Source organism: Shimia marina, assembly GCF_001458175.1.
Classification (GTDB): domain Bacteria; phylum Pseudomonadota; class Alphaproteobacteria; order Rhodobacterales; family Rhodobacteraceae; genus Shimia; species Shimia marina.
Map to the genome: position 1 here is coordinate 153966 of NZ_CYPW01000027.1, position 19824 is coordinate 173789.

The 19824-nt window shown below is 57.3% G+C and carries 15 protein-coding genes; 7 read left to right on the forward strand and 8 right to left on the reverse strand.

The genetic code is table 11. The features are described 5' to 3' along the window. Positions 1-6 precede the first annotated feature (6 nt). The 5 genes from SHM7688_RS13465 (at position 7) to SHM7688_RS13485 (ending at position 5379) form a co-directional block, all read left to right on the forward strand. Positions 7-2868: a helicase-related protein gene (locus tag SHM7688_RS13465; protein WP_058240461.1), complete on the forward strand. Its 2862-nt coding sequence runs from the start codon at positions 7-9 to the stop codon at positions 2866-2868. Between the two features lie 4 nt (positions 2869-2872). Then, positions 2873-3265, forward strand: a complete 393-nt coding sequence (locus SHM7688_RS13470; protein ID WP_058240462.1) for an RNA-binding S4 domain-containing protein — start codon at positions 2873-2875, stop codon at positions 3263-3265. 53 nt (positions 3266-3318) lie between these two features. After that, complete coding sequence (gene fdxA / locus SHM7688_RS13475) at positions 3319-3657, forward strand: ferredoxin FdxA (RefSeq protein WP_058240463.1); 339 nt, start codon at positions 3319-3321, stop codon at positions 3655-3657. Between the two features lie 298 nt (positions 3658-3955). Continuing rightward, positions 3956-4465 (forward strand): CarD family transcriptional regulator, encoded by a 510-nt coding sequence (locus tag SHM7688_RS13480; RefSeq protein WP_058240464.1) that lies wholly within the window; start codon positions 3956-3958, stop codon positions 4463-4465. A 143-nt stretch (positions 4466-4608) separates the two neighbouring features. Beyond that, positions 4609-5379 (forward strand): potassium channel family protein, encoded by a 771-nt coding sequence (locus SHM7688_RS13485; RefSeq protein WP_058240465.1) that lies wholly within the window; start codon positions 4609-4611, stop codon positions 5377-5379. Positions 5380-5418: 39 nt separating this feature from the next. Here SHM7688_RS13485 and cobS read toward each other — a convergent pair whose 3' ends face one another. Beyond that, positions 5419-6186, reverse strand: a complete 768-nt coding sequence (cobS, locus tag SHM7688_RS13490; protein ID WP_058240466.1) for an adenosylcobinamide-GDP ribazoletransferase — start codon at positions 6184-6186, stop codon at positions 5419-5421. An 82-nt stretch (positions 6187-6268) separates the two neighbouring features. Between cobS and cobT the strand changes: the two genes are divergently transcribed. Beyond that, a complete protein-coding gene (gene cobT, locus SHM7688_RS13495; protein ID WP_058240467.1) occupies positions 6269-7279 on the forward strand; it encodes a nicotinate-nucleotide--dimethylbenzimidazole phosphoribosyltransferase in 1011 nt (336 codons plus the stop codon). Between the two features lie 19 nt (positions 7280-7298). Here the strand turns inward: cobT and SHM7688_RS13500 are convergent, their stop codons facing one another. Both SHM7688_RS13500 and SHM7688_RS13505 read right to left on the reverse strand, forming a co-directional pair. Then, the gene (locus SHM7688_RS13500) at positions 7299-9179 is read right to left on the reverse strand and encodes a monovalent cation:proton antiporter-2 (CPA2) family protein (RefSeq protein ID WP_058240468.1); all 1881 of its coding nucleotides are present in this window, start codon (positions 9177-9179) and stop codon (positions 7299-7301) included. A 29-nt stretch (positions 9180-9208) separates the two neighbouring features. Next, positions 9209-9664, reverse strand: coding sequence for an Lrp/AsnC family transcriptional regulator (locus tag SHM7688_RS13505; protein WP_058240469.1), 456 nt, complete (start codon positions 9662-9664; stop codon positions 9209-9211). A gap of 156 nt (positions 9665-9820) precedes the next feature. On the opposite strand from SHM7688_RS13505, the gene hppD reads away from it, so the two are divergent. Then, the gene (gene hppD / locus SHM7688_RS13510) at positions 9821-10918 is read left to right on the forward strand and encodes a 4-hydroxyphenylpyruvate dioxygenase (RefSeq protein WP_058240470.1); all 1098 of its coding nucleotides are present in this window, start codon (positions 9821-9823) and stop codon (positions 10916-10918) included. A 128-nt stretch (positions 10919-11046) separates the two neighbouring features. Here the strand turns inward: hppD and SHM7688_RS13515 are convergent, their stop codons facing one another. The 5 genes from SHM7688_RS13515 to SHM7688_RS13535 all read right to left on the reverse strand — a co-directional run bounded on the left by SHM7688_RS13515 (position 11047) and on the right by SHM7688_RS13535 (position 19655). Then, positions 11047-13710 carry a hypothetical protein gene (locus tag SHM7688_RS13515; RefSeq protein WP_058240471.1) on the reverse strand — a complete coding sequence of 888 codons (2664 nt, stop codon included), beginning with the start codon at positions 13708-13710 and terminating at the stop codon, positions 11047-11049. Between the two features lie 205 nt (positions 13711-13915). After that, positions 13916-15208: an O-acetylhomoserine aminocarboxypropyltransferase/cysteine synthase family protein gene (locus SHM7688_RS13520; protein ID WP_058240472.1), complete on the reverse strand. Its 1293-nt coding sequence runs from the start codon at positions 15206-15208 to the stop codon at positions 13916-13918. Positions 15209-15440: 232 nt separating this feature from the next. After that, a complete protein-coding gene (locus SHM7688_RS13525) occupies positions 15441-16445 on the reverse strand; it encodes a GT-B fold glycosyltransferase domain-containing protein (RefSeq protein WP_058240473.1) in 1005 nt (334 codons plus the stop codon). A 332-nt stretch (positions 16446-16777) separates the two neighbouring features. Next, positions 16778-18046: a DUF1576 domain-containing protein gene (locus SHM7688_RS13530; protein WP_223229196.1), complete on the reverse strand. Its 1269-nt coding sequence runs from the start codon at positions 18044-18046 to the stop codon at positions 16778-16780. Between the two features lie 271 nt (positions 18047-18317). After that, entirely contained in the window at positions 18318-19655 is a 1338-nt protein-coding gene (locus tag SHM7688_RS13535; RefSeq protein WP_058240932.1) for a hypothetical protein, read from the reverse strand. Positions 19656-19824 lie beyond the last annotated feature (169 nt).

A 19824-nucleotide genomic window follows, 5' to 3' on the forward strand; every position in this document is an offset into this window, starting at 1 on the left:
GATCACATGAGCCAGGAACGGCGGATCACGGCGGTGTTGGGGCCCACCAACACGGGCAAGACCCATTACGCAATCGAGCGCATGCTGGGCTATCGCACGGGTGTTATTGGCCTGCCTTTGCGGCTTCTGGCACGGGAGGTCTATGACCGTATCGTGGCGGCGCGGGGCCCCTCTGTTGTGGCGCTGGTCACGGGTGAAGAGCGCATTGTGCCCCCACGTGCCCAATACTGGGTGGCCACGGTGGAAGCCATGCCCGAGGCGCTGGGTGCAGATTTTGTTGCGATTGATGAGATACAGCTCTGTGCTGATCCAGAGCGCGGTCACGTGTTTACAGACAGGCTGCTGCGCGCCCGAGGTACGCATGAAACGCTCTTTCTTGGCAGCGATACCATGCGTTCCACCATCGCAGAGCTGGTGCCGGAGGCGCAGTTCCTGCGCCGGGAACGCATGTCCACGCTCAGCTATTCCGGCAGCCGCAAGATCAGCCGGATGCAGCCGCGCAGCGCCATTGTCGGCTTTTCGGTTGATAACGTCTATGCCATCGCCGAATTGATCCGCCGCCAGAAAGGTGGCGCGGCTGTGGTGATGGGCGCGCTGAGCCCGCGTACGCGCAACGCACAGGTGGCGCTCTATCAGAATGGCGATGTTGATTATCTGGTGGCCACAGATGCGATTGGCATGGGGCTGAACCTTGATATTGATCACGTTGCCTTTGCCTCCACCACCAAATTTGACGGCCGCCGCATGCGTCCGCTTGCGCCCAATGAACTCGCGCAGATTGCAGGTCGCGCCGGGCGGGGCATGAGCCATGGCACCTTTGGTGTCACAGGAGAGGCACCGCCGCTTGATGATGGCGTGGCGGAAGCCATTATGGAGCATCGGTTCACACCTGTGCGCAAGCTCAACTGGCGCAACCCTGCTTTGCAATTTGGCACGGTTGAGGCGTTGATCCGTTCATTGGAGATGGGCTCTGATGACGAGCTCCTGATCAAGGCGCGTGAAGCGGATGACCTGCTGGCGCTGAAAACACTGGCCGCTGATGCCGAAGCACGCGCGCGCGCCAGCGATGGGGCCTCTGTGCGCCTGCTGTGGGATGTTTGCCGTATTCCCGATTTTCGGGGTATCAGCCACGCGGAACATGCGCAGATGATTGGTCAGATATTTGGCTATCTGCATCAGAGTGGCAAAGTGCCCGATGACTGGCTGGCGCGGCAGGTCAAACGTCTTGATCGCACAGAAGGGGACATTGACACATTGTCGAAACGTCTGGCCTTTATCCGGACGTGGACTTATGTCGCACAGCGTAAATCCTGGGTCAGTGACGAAAACCATTGGCGTGAAGAGACGCGCGCGGTAGAAGATCGCCTGTCGGATGCGTTACACGAGCGTCTGACACAAAGATTTGTGGATCGGCGCACGTCAGTGTTGTTGCGCCGGCTCAAGCAGAAGGAGGCCCTTTTGGCCGAAGTGAATGATAAAGGTGAGGTGACCGTCGAAGGAGAATTCGTCGGTCGTCTTGAAGGGTTCCGTTTCATCGCGGACAAAGAAGCCAGTGGACAGGAAGCCAAGACGTTGAAGTCGGCAAGCCTGCAAGCGCTCGCGCCGCAGTTCCATCTGCGCGCAGACCGTTTCTACAACGCGCCGGATACGGAAATCGACTTCACCGAACAGGGTGGCCTCATGTGGGGCGAGCACGCCGTCGGTAAAATGGTGCCGGGGGATGATCCGCTCAAGCCAGGCATTTCCGTTTTTGTCGATGACGAAGCCGGGGCCGATGTAGCTCAGAAGGTGCAGCGCCGTTTGCAGCACTTCGTGGATCGCAAAATTGCAGCCCTGTTTGAGCCTCTGCTGAACCTGAGCCGTGATGAAGAGCTGAGCGGTCTGGCCCGTGGCTTTGCCTTCCGTATGGTGGAAGGTCTTGGCATCATCCCACGTGGTGAAGTGGCCGCCGAAGTCAAAGATCTCGATCAAGACGCCCGCGGCGCTCTGCGCAAGCATGGCATTCGCTTTGGTCAGTTCACCATCTTTATGCCGCTGTTGCTGAAACCCGCGCCAACCCGTTTGCGTCTGGTGCTCTGGTCGCTGGCGCAAGGGCTGCAGGAATTCCCCGAGGCGCCACCCCCGGGGCTGGTGACGGTGCCCTCCGGTACCAGCTTGCCGCGTGGCTATCATGCGATGGCAGGCTACCGGGCCGCAGGCGAACGTGCCATCCGTATCGACATGCTGGAGCGTCTGGCGGATATGCTGCGCGCCGAAGACAGCCGGGGTGGTTTTGAAGCCAAGGCGGATATGCTCTCGATCACCGGCATGACGCTGGAGCAGTTTGCCGATCTGATGCAGGGTTTGGGCTATGCCGCCGAAAAAGGCGAACGTGCCAAAGTGAAAGCCGTGGCCGAAGAAGCCTCAGCCGCAGAAGCAGAAGCCGCTGAGGCACCTGTAGAGGCTGATGCGGCCGCAGGTGAGACAGCTGCCGAAGCGGAGGCTGCTGAAGTGGCAGAGGTGCCAGCAGCAGAAGCTGAGATCGCAGTGGAAGTGCCTGCTGCTGATGCAGGTGACGCAGAGGTGTCTGAAGAGACGCCAGCAGAACCCGAGGTCGAGGTCTACTACACTTTCAAATGGGCCGGTCGTCAGGGTGGCAACCGCAATGCACAGCGTCGAGGTGGCAACCAGAGTGCTCCGGCGGGGCGTCGCAACGATACCAAGGGCGGTGACAAGCCGCGCGGCAAGGGCGGTAAACCCAAGGGCAAAGGCCCACGCCGTGACAATGGTCCAAAACAATTCCAAGCGCGTCCTCCCAAAAAGGAAAAAGCGATCGACCCGGATAACCCCTTTGCCGCAGCGCTTATGGGGCTGAAAGGCAAGGACTAACTGCGTGGCGACGCAGCTACATCAAGCGTCAGCCCTCAAATTGCGGGCTGACAAATGGCTCTGGCAGGCGCGGTTTTTCAAAACTCGCAGCCTGTCGGCCAAAGTCATCACCGGCGGGCACCTGCGTGTGAATGGCACCAAAGTGGCAAAAGCCAGTTACGGTGTAACCTCAGGCGACGTGCTGACCTTTCCTCAGGCAAAAAAAATCCGAGTCGTCAAAGTGCTTGCGCTGGGAGAACGCCGCGGGCCTGCACCGGAAGCCCAAAAATTATACGAAGATTTAACCCCTGAGGAGAAACCTGTTCCAAAAGCGCCCGGCGCGGACGGAAAAGGGCGTCCAACTAAGCGAGATCGTCGCAATCTCGATCTTATGAAAGCTTCCCGGGTTGAAGATTGACAGAGATTTATTTAATCAATCGAATGATCTGACCACAAGTGAGCTGACCCACAATGACCTATGTTGTCACCGACAATTGCATTGCCTGCAAGTACACGGACTGCGTAGAGGTATGCCCGGTAGACTGTTTTTATGAAGGTGAAAACACACTGGTCATCCACCCTGATGAATGTATTGACTGCGGCGTTTGCGAGCCAGAGTGCCCCGCAGATGCGATCCGTCCGGACACGGAGGCGGATATGGAAGAATGGGTGGAATTCAACCGTAAGTACTCCGAAATCTGGCCGGTGATCATCACCAAGAAAGACCCGATGCCAGGTTACGAAGAGCGCGACGGTGAAGAAGGCAAGCGGGAGAAATATTTCTCGGAAGCGCCCGGTGAAGGCGGTTAAACTGCATCGTAGAAACGATTCGATTTTTGCCACGCGGATATGTGGCGAAAATCCTGAAGAAACGCGGTCTAAAGAATTGGAATGTAAGCCAATTTTTCCTTTGTAAGCCAGCGGTGCTTTCAAGGGGGCGTTTTTTATGTTATAGTTTTGTCATAGAGGACATAACTGCCTGAGAGCCATCCCCGCGCAAACGCTGAGGGTGGCTTTTTCTACCAGAGGACATTCCGTTTCGGGAAACAGCCTTTCCCGAGCGAAATTTTTTGTCTGGCATGATGGGGGCTCACAAAGGAAGCACTGCATGAGCAAAGCCAAGAAAAACGAGTTCAGCCCAAACGATTTTGTGGTCTATCCGGCCCATGGCGTTGGGCAAATTATCTCTATCGAAGAGCAAGAGGTTGCTGGGATGCAGCTGGAGCTTTTCGTGATCTCGTTTGAGAAAGACAAGATGACCCTGCGGGTGCCCACCAACAAAGCCACAGAGATTGGCATGCGTGGTCTGAGCTCGCCGGATGTGATTGATCAGGCCATGAAAACTCTGAAGGGTAAGGCCAAGGTCAAGCGCGCCATGTGGTCGCGTCGCGCTCAGGAATATGAACAGAAAATCAACTCCGGCGATCTCATCGCCATTGCCGAGGTCGTACGCGACCTGCACCGCACGGATGATCAGCGGGAGCAGAGCTATTCTGAGCGTCAGTTGTATGAAGCCGCGCTGGAGCGTCTGACCCGCGAAGTGGCCGCCGTGGCCGGTGGGGACGAAGCCGCCGCCGCCAAGCAGGTGGATGACGTGCTGGTTTCCCGCGCAGCTTAAGGACTGCAAGCGGATCACGCATGATTCCTTTTTAACAAAGGGATCGCAGGAAACTGCGGTCCCTTTTTTGTGCTTTTATTTGCCGGATCAAATTGTTGCAGGATGTGGAGGCTTGGCGTTTACTGGCGCAAGAGGAGATCCCCATGGCCCATCTCAAAGCAACAGTTGAGGCGCTCTACACGGCGCACAGCCGCGGCGCGGTGCGCTTTCGCTACGCGCTGATCGTCTTTGATTTTGTCACCATTCTCTTTTTCATCGCAACGGCGCATGTGCCCTATGATGCGGGCCTTGTGCTCGCCAGCCGTTTGACCGGGGTGGTGATTGCGCTGGACCTTCTGGCGCGCTGGTGGATTGCACAAGATCGGCGCTTCTTTCTGACCCGCATCTACACGCTTGCGGATGTCATCGTGATCGGGTCGCTGTTTGTGGATCCCTGGCTGTTTGGCGATCTGGCGTTTCTGCGGGTACTGCGCGGGCTACGACTGATCCACTCCTACCATCTGCTCTATGATTTGCGCCGTGACAGCCATTGGTTTCGCACACATGAGGATGCGGTGATTGCCACAATCAACCTTTTCGTTTTTGTGATGGTGACCTCGGCCACCTCCTTGGTGTTTTTCATCGACACCACAGCGAGCGCGACACCCTTTATCGATGCAATGTACTTCACGGTCGCCACGCTCACCACCACGGGATACGGCGACATCACACTGACCACACCCGGTGGCAAGATCTTCTCGATCTGCGTAATGGTGGGGGGCGTTGCGCTGTTTGTGCAATTGGCGCAGGCGATCATCCGGCCGCAAAAAGTGCGGCACAAATGTGAGAGCTGCGGCTTGCTGCGCCATGATCCGGACGCCGTACATTGCAAACACTGCGGTGCTTTGCTGTGCATTGAAACAGAGGGCACTTGAGCGCTGATTTTCTTAAGAAACCGCGATATTCGGATGCGGTTACAGGCCGTATTGCGCGGCAATCACCAGGCTATAAAGCAGTGCAATCTCGGTGATTTGCTGCGTTGCGCCCAGCACATCGCCGGTCTGGCCTCCGATTTTCACCTTGGCCGTGGCAGAGCAGAGCGCGGCCATGACAAAGGCCACGCCGGCCAGAATAGCACCTGAGACCCCCACACAGCCAAAGGCCACCACACTTGCCAATGCAAAGCCGGTCAGCGCCCCTGTGCGCGGCGCGCGCCCCTGTGAATGGCTCAGCCCATCTGCGCGCGCATGGGGCAGGGCAGTCATCACCAAAGTCATATTGGCCCGCGATAGCATGGCCACAGCGATGAGGCCAAACATCCAAACTTCTGCCTCAAGCAAAATCGCCACCGCGCCCCAGCGCGCCGCAAGCGAGAGGCACAGGGCAATCACCCCATAGGCCCCAATACGGCTGTCGCGCATGATCTCAAGACGGCGCGCCTTTTCCCAGCCGCCCCAGAAGCCGTCCGCGGTATCTGCCAGACCATCTTCATGCATGGCCCCACTCATCACCACCATAGACGTCAGCCAGATCAGGGCCGACAGCATCGGCGGCAGGCCCAGCCACAGGACTGCCGCTGTTGGCAGTGCCGCCAGCAAGGCCAGCACGGCCCCGGCGATGCCATAGGCCCATGAGGCGCGCGCGCCCCGGCTGAAATCGGCCTTCACCGGCAATCGGGTCAACAGCGCCAAAGCTGTGTTGATGTCACGCGGACGAAACGGGGACGTGTCGGTGCTGGCCATGTCTGCGTCTTTTTCCTCTCTTGCCGGGGGCTGGCAATGAGGTAAACAGCGCTAACGTTAAAAATTCAACAGGAGCCCGCGCATGTCCGTAGAATTTTCCACCCTGGCCGAGTTTGAAGCCCTCATCACTGCCGCACCCGCAGTGGACGAAAAAGCCATGGGTGAGGCCGAAGACCGCAATGCTCAACTCACAAAACCACCCGGTGCGCTGGGACAGCTTGAGGAAATGGCCATCTGGTATGCAGGCTGGCGCGGCACGGCGCGTCCGACCATTGAAACGCCACAAGTGATTATTTTTGCGGGCAACCACGGCGTGACCGCACAGGGCGTCTCAGCCTTTCCTGTTGAAGTCACCGAGCAGATGGTGCTGAACTTCCAGCATGGAGGTGCGGCCATCAACCAATTGAGCAAAGCCGCCGGAGCAGATTTGGATGTGATTGCGCTGGATCTGGATAGGCCAACAGCGGATTTCACCCAAGGTCCCGCCATGTCCGAAGAAGAGGTTGTCACAGCACTTCAGGCTGGCTGGGACGCTGTCAAACCCACGGCAGATCTGCTGGTCGTTGGCGAAATGGGGATTGGCAACACCACCAGTGCGGCGGCCATCGCCCATGCGCTTTATGCGGGGGAGGCCGAAGAATGGGTTGGTCGTGGCACTGGCGTGGATGAAACCGGTCTGGCCACCAAAGCCCGTGTGGTGCGCGAAGGTGTTGCCATCAACAATGCGCCCAAGGGACTTGAGGCGCTGCGCTGCCTTGGTGGGCGGGAGCTGGCTGGTATGGTTGGGGCCATGGCACGTGCTCGTGTTCTGCGCCTGCCGGTCATTCTGGATGGCTTCATTGCCACGGCTGCCGCCGCAACCTTGGGCGAAGCTGTGGACGGCGCATTGGATCACATCATTGCAGGCCACCAAAGTGCCGAGAGCGCCCATGGCGCCGTTCTGGCGCAGCTCGGCAAAGAGCCGATCCTGAGCCTCAATATGCGCCTTGGTGAAGGCTCCGGCGCGGCTGTTGCCATCAACATTCTAAAGGCGGCGGTGGCCTGCCATTCCGGCATGGCCACCTTTGCAGAAGCGGGTGTGGCTGACGGCTGATCGGCCTGTCTGAATGGGTTTATGTGTCGGTGTTGCCGTCCTCGTCAAACTGGGACAGCAACACCGCCTCAAGCTCACTTTCCAGCTCTTTGGCGCGGGCCACATAGGCCGCATTGCGGATTGGGGCCACATCCTCACGCCAGAGTTCCGCAAGTTCCTGAACAGCATAGCGGTCATGTTTGTAAAAGGCCTGCTCCGCGCGCGCCGCTTCATATTCGCTTAGCCCGATATTCTCCAAAACATAACGTCCCGCCCGCAGGGAGCTGTCAAACATCTCGCGCACGATGTCATTGGCCCCCGCCTTATAGAGCTGAAACACTGCGCTACGGTCTTTGGCGCGGGCAATGATGTGCAGATCGGGCCGCTCACGTCGTGCATAGCTCACCAGCTTGAGCGCCGCTTCCGGACTGTCCAGCGCCACCACCAAAACACTGGCCTCACCCAATCCGGCGGCATGCAGCATTTCAGGCCGCGTAGGGTCGCCAAAAAAGCCTTTCACGCCAAAATGGCGCATATTCTCGATGGTCTGGATGTTGTGATCCAACACCACCGTGTCAAAGCCAGAAGCGCGCACCAGACGATTGACGATCTGCCCAAATCGTCCGATGCCTGCGATGATCACCGGCCCCTGTTTGTCGATCTTGTCTGGCTCTCGCTTCTCTGTGTCCTTTGTCTCGCCAAAGCGTTTGGATATCTGGTCATAAAGAATGAACAGCAGCGGCGTGATCAGCATGGTCATGGCCACAACCAGCAAAAGCCGCTCGCCCACCGCTGGTGGGATCACGAATTGTCCCGTGGCCGTGGTGATCAGCACGAAGCCAAATTCCCCCGCCTGCGCCAGACCCAATGTGAACAGCCAGAGGCCCCGTTTGCGCAGGCCAAAGGCGCGCCCAAGAAAATAGAGGATCACCGCTTTGACCGCGATTACGGCAACAGTCAGACCAAGGATCTGTGTGGGGGCGGAAAACAGCACGTTCAAATCGATCTGTGCGCCCACGGTGATGAAAAACAACCCCAGAAGTAGCCCTTTGAAAGGCGCGATATCGCTTTCCAGTTCATGGCGGAATTCGGAGTTGGCCAAAAGCACACCGGCCAGAAATGTGCCCAAGGCTGGTGATAAACCCACAAGGCTCATCAGGAGTGCAATGCCCACCACAATCAAAAGCGCCAGCGCCGTATACATCTCCGGCAGGCGTGCGGCGTGAATGAAGCGAAACACGGGGCGTGTCAGATAGCGCCCTCCGATGACAATCGCAGCCACAGCTCCCAGAGTGACCAAGGCCACACCCCAGCCCGGCAGCCCTTCCACAAGGGAATAGCCATGGCTGGCATGGCTGTCATGGGACAGCGGCATCGTGCCCTCTGCCATCATCTGGGGCAGGGCGGCGCCAGCAAACAGTGGCAGGATCACCAACATGGGAATGACGGCGATGTCTTGTGTGAGCAGAACCGAGAAAGTGGCCCGTCCCCCGCTGGTCTGCATCAGCCCTTTTTCGGTCAGCGTCTGCAGCACAATCGCAGTGGAGGAGAGCGCAAAAATCATGCCACAGGCCACCGCCACATGGAGTGGCAAGGCAAAGGTCAGTGTCAGGGCAAACACGGCAAGGCCGGTGATCCCAACCTGCAATCCGCCAAGGCCCACCAGCTTATGGCGCATCGCCCAAAGCGCGCGTGGGTCCAGCTCAAGCCCAATGATGAACAGCATCATCACCACGCCAAACTCTGCATAATGCAGAAGCTCATCCGCTTCATGGGTGCCCACAAGGCCTAGAACTGGCCCGATCAGTATCCCGGCGGCCAGATAGCCAAGCACCGACCCGAGCCCCAGACGGGCACTGATCGGCACCGCAATCACGGCGGTCATCAGAAAGATCGTTGCGGTATAAAGGGCCTCTTGCATTTTCGGTCCTGCCTGCTGCTGCGCGCGCCTTAGGTTGGCAGAGGCGCGTCTTTTTTGAGTTGATCCATGACAATCTGGCTTTGCACACGGCTCACCGCTGCATGTGGTAGCAATACTTCGTGAATCAATCGGTTGAGCGCATTTAAATCTTCACAGAAAGCGCGCAACAGATAATCCGCATCCCCCGTCAGGGTCCAGGCGCTGACAATCTCCGCACGGGTGCTGATCAGGCTGGCAAAACTCTGAGATTGCTCTGGTCCATGGGTGCCAAGCTGCACCTGTATGAAAGCCTGCACCGAGAGGCCAAGATGGCCGGGGCTCAGCCGGGCAATATAGCCTTCGATATAGCCCTCTGCTTCGAGTCGCTGACGGCGACGCCCTGCCTGACTTGGCGAGAGATTGAGAATGTCTCCCAACTCCTGTGCGGTCAAATGGGCGTCTTTCTGGAGTGCGGTGAGCAGGCGCAGATCGGTGTCGTCAAGCATATGCGGTTTTTCTGCGTAGATTTAAGTTCATGTGATCAGGATACGCGTCAAATGTAAATTTTGCACGTCACTTTGCGGTTATTACGCGGGTAGCACGCAGTATTCTGATGCTGAACAGGCATATGCCAAGTGGCTACCCAAAGGAGGAGACGCATCATGGGCCCATTTCCCCACGACGCGCCGCGCGCAGAAATTTCCGATTATAACCCGGCAGGCACCGATGGTTTCGAATTTGTAGAATTCGCGCATCCAGAGCCCGAGGAGCTGCGCGCGCTCTTTGCAAAGATGGGCTATGCCCATGTGGCCAATCACAAGTCCAAGGCGATTGAGCTTTGGCAGCAGGGCGATGTGACCTACATCCTCAACAACGAACCGGACAGTTTTGCCGCGCGCTTTGTGCAGGAGCATGGCCCCTGTGCCCCCGCCATGGGCTGGCGCGTGGTAGATGCGCAGCAGGCTTTTGATCATGCGGTGGCCAAAGGGGCCGAACCCTATGAGGACGCTGATAAAACTTTGAACTGGCCCGCGATCAAAGGCATTGGCGGCTCTCTGATCTATTTCACCGATCAGTATTACGACAGCTCTCCCTTCAATGAGGAGTTCGACTGGCTGGCAACGTCTAAGCCGGAAGGGGATGGGTTTTTCTACCTCGATCACCTGACCCACAATGTCTTCAAGGGCAATATGGACAAGTGGTTCAAGTTCTATGGCGATCTCTTTAACTTCCGTGAAATCCGCTTCTTTGACATTGAGGGCAAATTCACCGGGTTGTTTTCCCGCGCGCTGACCTCCCCCTGTGGCAAAATTCGCATTCCCATCAATGAAGATCGCGGCGAAACCGGCCAGATAGTGAGCTATCTGAAGAAATACAATGGCGAGGGCATTCAGCATATCGCTGTGGGCAGTGACGACATCTACGCCTCCACTGATGCGATTGCCGAAAAAGGCATCACCTTTATGCCCGGACCCAACGATGCCTATTATGAGCTCTCCAAAACCCGGGTGGCGGATCACCAAGAACCGCTCGACCGGATGAAAAAACATGGGATTCTGATCGACGGCGAAGGGGTCCTTAACGGCGGTGAAACCAAAATCCTGCTACAGATTTTCTCCAAGACCGTGATTGGGCCGATCTTTTTTGAGTTCATCCAACGCAAAGGCGACGATGGTTTTGGGGAGGGTAATTTCAAAGCCCTGTTTGAATCCATTGAGCGCGAACAGATTGCCAGCGGCGAAATTCAGGCCGCTGAATAAAACTGACACAGAATCCTTCCAACCCCGGTTGGAGCGAGGGGAGCGTCGTCTGCCGAAAGGGAGGCGGCGCTTTCTTTTGGAATAAACAGGCTGCGCCGCACAGGTACTATGCCAAGAGCAGCAGAGGATCAGCCGTCTTTGGGCATCTTGAGTGTGACATTGCGCCCACCTTTGACATAACGCAGTTCACTTTCTCCAATGGCAGCGACCTTGCCGCCATCAATCCGGTCGCCCACCTGCACTTTCTTGTAGCGACCATTGGCCAGACGCACCAATGCGCGGCGGTTGGATGCCGTGCCGTAAACTCCAATCAAGCTTGTTTTCTTCAGGTTGATTGCGTTTTGGATGGTTGCCTGACGCGCCACAGAGGCGGTGGTTGGAATGCTTGGGGTTACCGTGGCTGGGGCTGGCGTAAGAGAGGTGGACAGGGACGGCACATTTTCGCTTGGTGTCGCCCGGCTCGCCAACTGGGCGATATTGGACGGCTTGATACGGGGCCGCAATGAGGTCTTCACCGCCAGTCGTGTGGGCGCTTGATCGGCGGCGCTGTCCTGTTGTGCGCTTTGTGGGCGCAGTTGCGGCCGAATACTCGCCAGTTCTTCCAGTGTGCGCCCGCCAAGCGTGGCGCGCTGGTTGTTTTCCACCAGATCGCTGGGGCGCAGTTTGGGGCGCACAGAGGCTAGGCGCGATGTGGCCGCCGGGCTCAGGACGCTGTCATCGACAACAATGCGCTTGGGGTAGGACGCAGGCACCACGGGCGGGCGTCCGGCAAAGACCCGCACACCTTCCGGCGACAGGGCCCCTTCGGGTACCGCCACCACCAGCCCGCGTTCATCCAGATCAAAGACGGTATCCGCAGCCACGGGATTGACCTGCGCACGGGGCAGAGCATCTGTGTTTAGTGATCCTGTTGTGGGCAGAGCCACCGCATCAAAGGCGATGGTGTCACGGTCCACAGAGGCGATATAGATGTCATCGCTGGTCTCATCTGCAAGACCTGCTGGCTGTTCTGGTGCCCGCTGCCAGATCCCTGTCACCGCATATTGCGCCTCTGCCTCGGCCGGATCCAGTCGGTCATCCGCGGCTTGTGCATCCAGAAGCAACTCGACCTCTGTGCTGTCGGTGATCGCGTCTGTGCCAGACACAACGGTGTCAGCCTCAACTGCGCGCGACTCAACAGCAAGCGGCTCAAGCATCACGCCGCCCAGCTCTCCGCTTTCGTCGGGTGTCATTCCGTCGGGGCGGGTCACCACCAAAGAGAGTGCAGTCTCATCGGCATTCCCGGCGACAGCAGGCGCTGGCTCTGATTCTGAGACGCCTTCAGGCACCGTCGCCATAAGTGTGGCAGTCTCATCCTCTGCGGCTGTCTCTGGGACAACCTCTGCCACCTCTGTGTCCTCCGGTTTGGAAAACAGTCCCGAAACACCCTCTTCCACAAACAACGAGGCCCAAAGTGCAACGCCACCCAGAAACACCAGAAGCAAGGCCATGAGTGTCAGGCCCAGATAGCGGGGTTTGCCGCGCACTTCGCTCTGGCGGTTGCCAAAGGTGGTCAGCTTTTGGCGTTCATTGGCCTTGGCAGCTTTGCGGGCGGCTTTCTTGCCAAGGTTTTTTTTCTCAGCGTCACCCGCTGTCTCGGTTGTGCGTGGGGCAGGGGCCGCGCTGGCGGGTTTGCCCCGTGCGCTTGAAAATGTGCTCAGGGCAGTCTTGTTTGGGGCTTCTGCGTCTTTTGAGCGGGCTTGCGTCTCTTTGCCCAGTGTCTCTGTGGCCGGGGGCTCCTCTGACGTTAGCCCGGCAACCGCTTTGGTTGGGTCAAAGCGCAGCGCGGTCGCATTTTGGCGTGCAGTATCGCTGGGGATGCTTGGGGCGTTGGTGCCACTGACATCCGCCGCGCCTGATCGCGTGACACCGGAGAGCCCGGTGCGGGCGGCGGCTGGCGCTTCTTTCTGGGCGCGAATGGAGGCAAAGGCCGCGGGAGCCTCAGGTTTGGCGCTTGCGGCATCGGCATCCGGTTTATCAGGTCCTGCGGTTGGCGCATCTGGCGTTGTACCTTCTGCCTTTTCAGCCGTGCCCTTTTCTTCCGGCTCTTCTGGCGGTGCAGAAACCTCGTCCCCCGTCAGGAGCAGCGCGTCTTGATCTGATGCTGGCGTTTCTTCCTTGGCGGGGGGGGGCTCCGATGCGCCATCTTGCGCCTGCGGCGCCTCTGCAGGGGCTTCATTGGCTGGTTCAGGTGCTGCAACGATCGGCAGCGGGCCCTCACCGATGATCTCTATCACCGCCGGGTCATGGCGTATCTGAAGCCCCTGAGCCTCAGCGGCCTGTGTTGGCCCAAAGTCCGGCGCCGCGCCAAAATCCACCGGGCGGGGAATGGCTGAAAAATTCACCGGGTTGAAATCATGTTCCACTGCAAAAGCCTCGGCTTCCTGCAATGTGTCTCGTGCCACCGCAGCAACCTGTGGCGTGCCGCCCTGAATGCTGAGATCAAACACCAGTTCGTCAATTTTGTAAGGCGTGCTTGCTTCCAATGCATCCTGAGCGGCGAGGCGTCGTTTTTTCTCGTTCATCCGCGCCGTGGGCAGGTCCAGATATTTGATCTGATCGTTGGGCAGAAGGACAGTGGTCTGAAAATCTTCACCGCTCATATCAACGGCCATCTGGCGCAAGCCAGCAAGCGCTGCGTTCAGATCGTCACTTTCAAGCGCAACCTCGCTCAACAGATGCCAGCCGCCTTGAACGCGGGTCAGCAGACGAATGCCTTCAAAAGACAGGGTGAGCGCAAGATCCGGCGTCATGGAGCAGCCCCAGCAAGATGTTTAACAGAGAGCGCGAGCCCTCACAGAATGGCTGAATTTATAGCAAGTTATCGCCGAAGGGGAAGCGAAAGCAGAGCCAAGGCCCGCGTCGGCATACAATCGCCAAACCAACAGGTGAGAAGTGCAAACAAAAGCGCCCCAAACCGCAAGGTTGGGGCGCTTTCTTTTCAGATGCAAAGGCGTCTTATGCGTGTGCCGCTTTCAGCGCCTGATCCAGATCCGCAATCAGATCCTCACTGTTTTCAATGCCGATGGAGATCCGCACCACATTTGGACCGGCTCCAGCTGCTTCCTGCTGCTCGGGGGTCAACTGACGGTGGGTGGTGGAGGCAGAGTGGATCACAAGGCTGCGTGCGTCACCAAGGTTGGCCACATGCGAGAAGATCTCAAGGCTGTCCACAAACTTAACGCAGGCGTCATAGCCACCTTTCAGGGCCACGGTGAACAGACCTCCTGCACCTTTGGGGCAAATGCGCTCCACACGGTCGTGATAGGGAGAGCTCTCAAGCCCGGCATAGGTCACGTAATCCACCAGATCATGGCCTTCCAGCCAGCCCGCAACCGTTTTGGCGTTTTCCACATGGCGCTCCATACGCAGCGACAGGGTTTCAATCCCCATCAGCGTATAATGCGCCGCTTGTGGGTTCATGGTCATGCCCAGATCCCGCAGACCAATCGCAATGCCATGGAAAGTGAAGGCCAACGGGCCGAAAGTTTCATGGAACTTCAGGCCGTGATAGGCGGGCTCTGGCTGGCTCAGGGATGGGAATTTATCGCTGGCGGACCAGTCAAAATTGCCGCTGTCCACGATGCAGCCGCCGGTGACGGTGCCATTGCCGGTCAGATATTTGGTTGTGGAATGCACAACCAATGTGGCGCCCAGCTTGATGGGGTTGCACAGATATGGCGTCGCAGAGGTGTTGTCCACGATCAGAGGTACGCCTGCGCCATCGGCCACTTTGGCCAGCGCTTCGATATCGCTGATGTAGCCGCCGGGGTTCGCGATGCTCTCACAGAAGACCGCGCGGGTGTTCTCATCAATCGCCGCCGCAACCGCGTCCAGATCATCGGTGTCGACAAATTTCGCAGACCAGCCAAAACGTTTGATGGTCTGGCTGAACTGGGTGATGGTGCCACCGTACAGGCGGTTGGAGGCCACCACATTGCAACCCGGCTGCATCAGCGGGAAGAGCGCCATGATCTGTGCCGCATGGCCAGAGGAACAGCAGACGGCGCCAACTCCCCCTTCAAGCGTGGCGATGCGTTCTTGCAGCACTGCCACGGTCGGGTTGGTGAGGCGGGAGTAGATATATCCCACTTCCTGCAGATTAAAGAGTGCGGCAGCATGCTCTGCGTCGCGAAACACAAAGGCGGTGGATTGATAAATCGGGGTCTGCCGGGCTCCGGTGGCCGGATCCGGGCGGGCACCTGCGTGAATTTGCAACGTGTCAAAACCAAAATTGGCAGCTTCGGACATCTCTTTTCCTCCAATAATTTCTTGGCTGTAAGTGTTAGGCACAGTCCATCGGCGGCGCAACCAATCACGCAGCTGTGAGCTCTGTTAAGGCGAAAATTCCCTTGCGAAGAGGAACGCCATAATTGTGTCCGCACTCAGCCTGCGATTTGAGATTGTTTTTGGCGCAGGGCGTCGGCTCTGAAGCCATAGGTTTTCCGCATGCCAATCTCATTCACTCTCTAGATTCAGTGATCTATCGCAGCCAATAGCCGTTCTTTCTAAGGGTGTTCCGGATCACCTGTTCGCGACGCGGCAGGTTGTTCTGATCAAACAGCGCCCGCGCTTTGTGTCCGCGTTTCTGATAGATCATGCGTTTGAAAGGGTCATATTGCTTGAGCACTTTCTTGATCCGGTTGGGGGCAGTCACTTCTTCCAGTGTTGTAACCACAGCATCACTCTCACGTGCATAAAGCAGCGGCATCAAACGATAATGGCAGCTTGTAGCCCCATCCAGATACCCCGGAGCCAGCGCATCACGCCCCCCGCCTAGTCCGTGAATGACCAACGGCAAGGCCACCTGATCCAGCCAGGGCGACAAGGTCTGGCTGGCCAACTCATCAGGTGGGTCATTGCGAATGCTCGTGGCATACTCCAGAAAACGATCCCCAAAGAGCTTGGGGCATTTGTAATAGAAGAACCCGGCATTGAAGTAGAGATACCGCCGCCAGTATTCATCCGGTTGGCTGAGATCGAGAGAGCTCTCAAAATCCAGATCAAAGCGATCGTAGAGGGATTTCCAGATCGCGGCATAACCAGGCCCATAGAGCGGTGGCTCAGGCCATGTGCCTTCAACCCGAAGAGAGGCCGCTGGCCGGTCAAAATCAAACGGCACCGTACTCAGATCATCCAGGATCAGCGTATCGCTGTCAAAAAAGACAAACGGCTCTCCCTCGGGCAATGCTTGTAGCAGCTCGATCTTGTTGCCAAAAGGGTAGCCTTCGCCAAACACATGATTTTCAAAAGGCAAAATTTCCGCGTCCAGCGCGGTGAGCAACGCACGTACATCGGGATTGCCGATCCGCACATCGCTTTCCCAGCGCGGTCCGGGCTGCGGTTCCGCCACAAAAAGGCGGCCTTTGAAGTTCGGAGATTTTGCCCTCAAAGAGGCGGCAAAAAGCGCGGCTTCATATTGCAGGCGGCCATTTTGGCCAACCACCACCACGTTGAAATTCTGCGCTATCGGGGCTTGTTTGGCCATGTGTTCTGCTGCTCTGCACGATCAATTTTTGCAACTATACGCCCGCCACCATCCCGGCAAAAGCAGTCAATTGCATTTTTCTGAATTGATTTGAGGGGTTGGCGGTTAAATGCCGGTGGCTGCGGTGATGTCCGCGAAGGCAGGCGTGAGGATTTGACCATGTGCATGGACTCTTAGTTTGAGGGAGATGCATTACTTGGATTTGATCCGCATGACCCATTATTTTGACAAGACCGTTTGTCGAGGAGCACTCATTGGATCTGTGCGCTGGAAGCAAGACAGCAGTGGTTCGCGCGAAATTGACCGCCCCCGTCAGTGACGCGGCCTGGTTTTCACCCGGCCTTCTCATCCTTCTCGGCCTTTAGCGAGAGGATCACCGCCGATAGAACTGTGGCCACGATCCCGGCGGCAAACCCATTATTGTACAGGTTCAGCCCAGCATGTAGCACCCCCACCGACTGCGCCACAGAGGCATGAATCATCCCCGTCATCACTCCCCAGTGCCATCCAAATCGTCCCGCCATTGGGGCCAAGGAGGTGGAAAAGAGCGCCGCCAGTATAAGGCCCGGTGTCGTGAGATCCGCGCCTTTCAATAGGCTCAGGGCCACAACTCCGGCCACGATAGGAGCGCAGTTCCACAGATGTTTGCCAAAGGCGCCGAACCCCACCACCGAGAAAATCGCCGCCAGGGTTGGCCCGTTCAACACGCTGCCCATGCCCAGAATGACCCCCGTGGCACAAAGCCCCAGAAGCCCCATATTCACCAGCACCACGCCATCGCCCAGTTCTGCGGCAAAATCACTTGGCGCCAGCCCTGACCGCGCATGCAGATCCGGGAGCCTTTGAATGCACTCTGGCTCCACCACCAGACCAATCAGCAGAAAGCTCGCAAACATCCCGATGACAAAGGGGGCCAAAACGGCGGTCTGTTCTGTCTCCCAGAGAAACACCGGCTCAGGCACAAACCCGAAAGACAGAAACAAAGACACCACCAGCACCCCGAGCATGCCTGCGGTAAACCCCATATTGTAAAGATTGTGCCCTTCATGCGCCTTAAAAAGCTGCGCCGCAATGGGCGGCATCACAAACCCCATAAGCGTGCCCACAGTCAGGGCCAAAGGCAGGCGAATGAACAGTTCCAGCCGACTGCTGAACAGAATTTCAGACACCACCGGTGCCAGCGCGCAGCCAAAAAATGCGGTGTTCAGATGATCGGCAAACGGCTGGCCTTTGAAGCGGGCGTGGAGAAACACCCCCGCCAGAATGGGCCAGATGTTGAGGAGGTTTTTGCCAAACAGGCCAAAGCCAAGCACCAGAAACAGACAGGCCACCGCCGCGCCGCCCACCGCAGCCCCTGTGCGCCAATAAAACATCGCGGCAATGCACAGCAGCAAACCGGCGTTGAGCATCGCGCCGCCAACCCCACCGACGGCCATATAGTCGGTCATCAGCATATCGCGCACCGTGAGGATCTGCCAAACCCCTTGCAGCGCCTGTGCCGGTCCCGAAGTCACCAACCCATAAAGAATAAAACATCCAGCCAGCGCCGATATCATGCACAGCCGCATACCGCTGGACAGCACCTTTGGCGAAGACCGCATCATCGCTGCTCACATCCTCCCAGATCCCTGCGCAAGCCTGTCTAAATGCAAGTTTCCCTGCCGGCGCCCGGTCAATCAACCACGCCGTAGCGGCAACCTGCGATAAAACGGGGGGGCTGCCTCCCCACTCGCAATTGCGGCCGAGTTTCCTGAAAATTTAGATCATTCTACGATAGTCACCTGAGAAAGCGGGCTGGTTTTTCCCAATGAGCGTCGCTCCAAACCATGCGGAAAAAGCAGGCGTTTGACAGCTTCTTCCGCAATTGTGTTTCTAGTCAGTGATGCTGTCCACTTGATCTTCCCCTTGGCCTTCAATGTGTTTGATGCGCGGTGCGGGGCGCTGCCAAGCTTTCAGATCAGCACCAACTTCACCGTAGAAGTGGGGGACAATTGCCTCCAAATCCACGATAAAGTTACTCTGTTGCGTAAACCGCCCCCCGAGCCGTTTGCTGTAGAAGACATGGAAGCCATGGGAAACCAGATGTTGCTTGCCTTCCTCGCAGATCTCTATGTTTTCGAGGAGGTCGGAGAGAAGATGCTGTGTTGGTTCACTTGCGCCCGGCCACAAGAGCCGCACGTATAGATCGTTTAGGTCTTCCGTTTTGATTTGCCGCAGCAGCCAGTTGAGGCGTGCCTTGGTGGTTCTTTTGTCGTCAGGTGCGCGCAACGTCATCCCGACTTCGATTGTGCGGCGCATCAGGTCGGCAACAATGTCGACGTTTGCCGCTGCATCTGGGACACCTAGAGATAAGCTGAGGCGGTTGCGTTCCTTGAGTTCTGCAAATTCGTCCTTTTGACGCAATGCTGGATCGGCGGCGTGTTTGCGAGAAAGCTTCTCAACAACAACTGTCTCCGTCTTCCGACTTAAGATGAGTGTGAGGTCTCTGGTCTCCTGGTGCCAGGCGTAGATAACCTCCTTGGCCTCTTGAGACTTAGCCGGAATGACGCCGCCGCTGGAAACAAGCCTGTTCAACTCCGTCCACGCCTTGGGCATCTTGTCGAAGCCTTTGACGCCGGCACTCTCGTGGCTGAGGAACCTATGAAGCTCGTTCAGCAAGTAGTGTTGATCGTCATCGCCAATACCGCCTGTGTTCAGCAGTAGATCAGCTGTCGTAAGGATGTGCATCCACGACCAGTGATATACCGGTATCTTGGATCGGCTTTTGCGGACGTCTTCCAGAGGGTGCGCGTCCGGTGCCGTGGCGAACTGATTGGAAATGGTGATAACACAGTCGACGCCATTCTCTTTTGCCAAAGTCCGATAGCGTTCGATCTGATCCGCATTTAGATCGGAGTTGCCCACCTTGGCTTCCACCAAAGCTTTCCATTCTCGGGACCCTACGCGCACGACTATTAGCCCATCCGGCCTGTCCGCTGACTTGCCTGCCTGGCTTTTAAAGACCACCTCCGTGTAGGTGTTTATCTTTGCTCGCGTGCCCAGCCTTTGCCCAACTCCACTCAGCAATGTCGAAGCAAACTCCCTCACTAAACTCAGACAGGAGAGTACGATTGCCGTGGTGCGTCCTTCTTTTGAGGTTGTCGCGAGAACTGGAAAGAGCCGGGCGTGGTCGCCTTGAATGACGTTTTCGGGAAAATCGGTACGGAGCATAACAAATTCCATTTGGAAGAAATGCAATTATTCAATCCGCTGAACACTTCATGTGTCAACCTTTAGGGGAAATTGGGGTGAGGTCTTCGTTTGAAATCAAAAGTGGTGGCGCATAGATGCTTGAGATGATTTTGGGCCTTTGACCTCCAATGGGGTCGCCGTTGACGGA

Coding starts and splice junctions, on each gene's coding strand:
- SHM7688_RS13515 (WP_058240471.1), bottom strand. CDS start 13,710: ATGACGCCGGATCTTGCGCTCACCCTGTCTTTTGAAGGCATTCGTCTG.
- SHM7688_RS13480 (WP_058240464.1), top strand. CDS start 3,956: ATGAGCAAAGCCAAGAAAAACGAGTTCAGCCCAAACGATTTTGTGGTC.
- SHM7688_RS13535 (WP_058240932.1), bottom strand. CDS start 19,655: ATGCTCCGTACCGATTTTCCCGAAAACGTCATTCAAGGCGACCACGCC.
- hppD (WP_058240470.1), top strand. CDS start 9,821: ATGGGCCCATTTCCCCACGACGCGCCGCGCGCAGAAATTTCCGATTAT.
- fdxA (WP_058240463.1), top strand. CDS start 3,319: ATGACCTATGTTGTCACCGACAATTGCATTGCCTGCAAGTACACGGAC.
- SHM7688_RS13525 (WP_058240473.1), bottom strand. CDS start 16,445: ATGGCCAAACAAGCCCCGATAGCGCAGAATTTCAACGTGGTGGTGGTT.
- SHM7688_RS13530 (WP_223229196.1), bottom strand. CDS start 18,046: ATGCGGTCTTCGCCAAAGGTGCTGTCCAGCGGTATGCGGCTGTGCATG.
- cobT (WP_058240467.1), top strand. CDS start 6,269: ATGTCCGTAGAATTTTCCACCCTGGCCGAGTTTGAAGCCCTCATCACT.
- SHM7688_RS13485 (WP_058240465.1), top strand. CDS start 4,609: ATGGCCCATCTCAAAGCAACAGTTGAGGCGCTCTACACGGCGCACAGC.
- cobS (WP_058240466.1), bottom strand. CDS start 6,186: ATGGCCAGCACCGACACGTCCCCGTTTCGTCCGCGTGACATCAACACA.
- SHM7688_RS13505 (WP_058240469.1), bottom strand. CDS start 9,664: ATGCTTGACGACACCGATCTGCGCCTGCTCACCGCACTCCAGAAAGAC.
- SHM7688_RS13520 (WP_058240472.1), bottom strand. CDS start 15,208: ATGTCCGAAGCTGCCAATTTTGGTTTTGACACGTTGCAAATTCACGCA.
- SHM7688_RS13465 (WP_058240461.1), top strand. CDS start 7: ATGAGCCAGGAACGGCGGATCACGGCGGTGTTGGGGCCCACCAACACG.
- SHM7688_RS13500 (WP_058240468.1), bottom strand. CDS start 9,179: ATGCAAGAGGCCCTTTATACCGCAACGATCTTTCTGATGACCGCCGTG.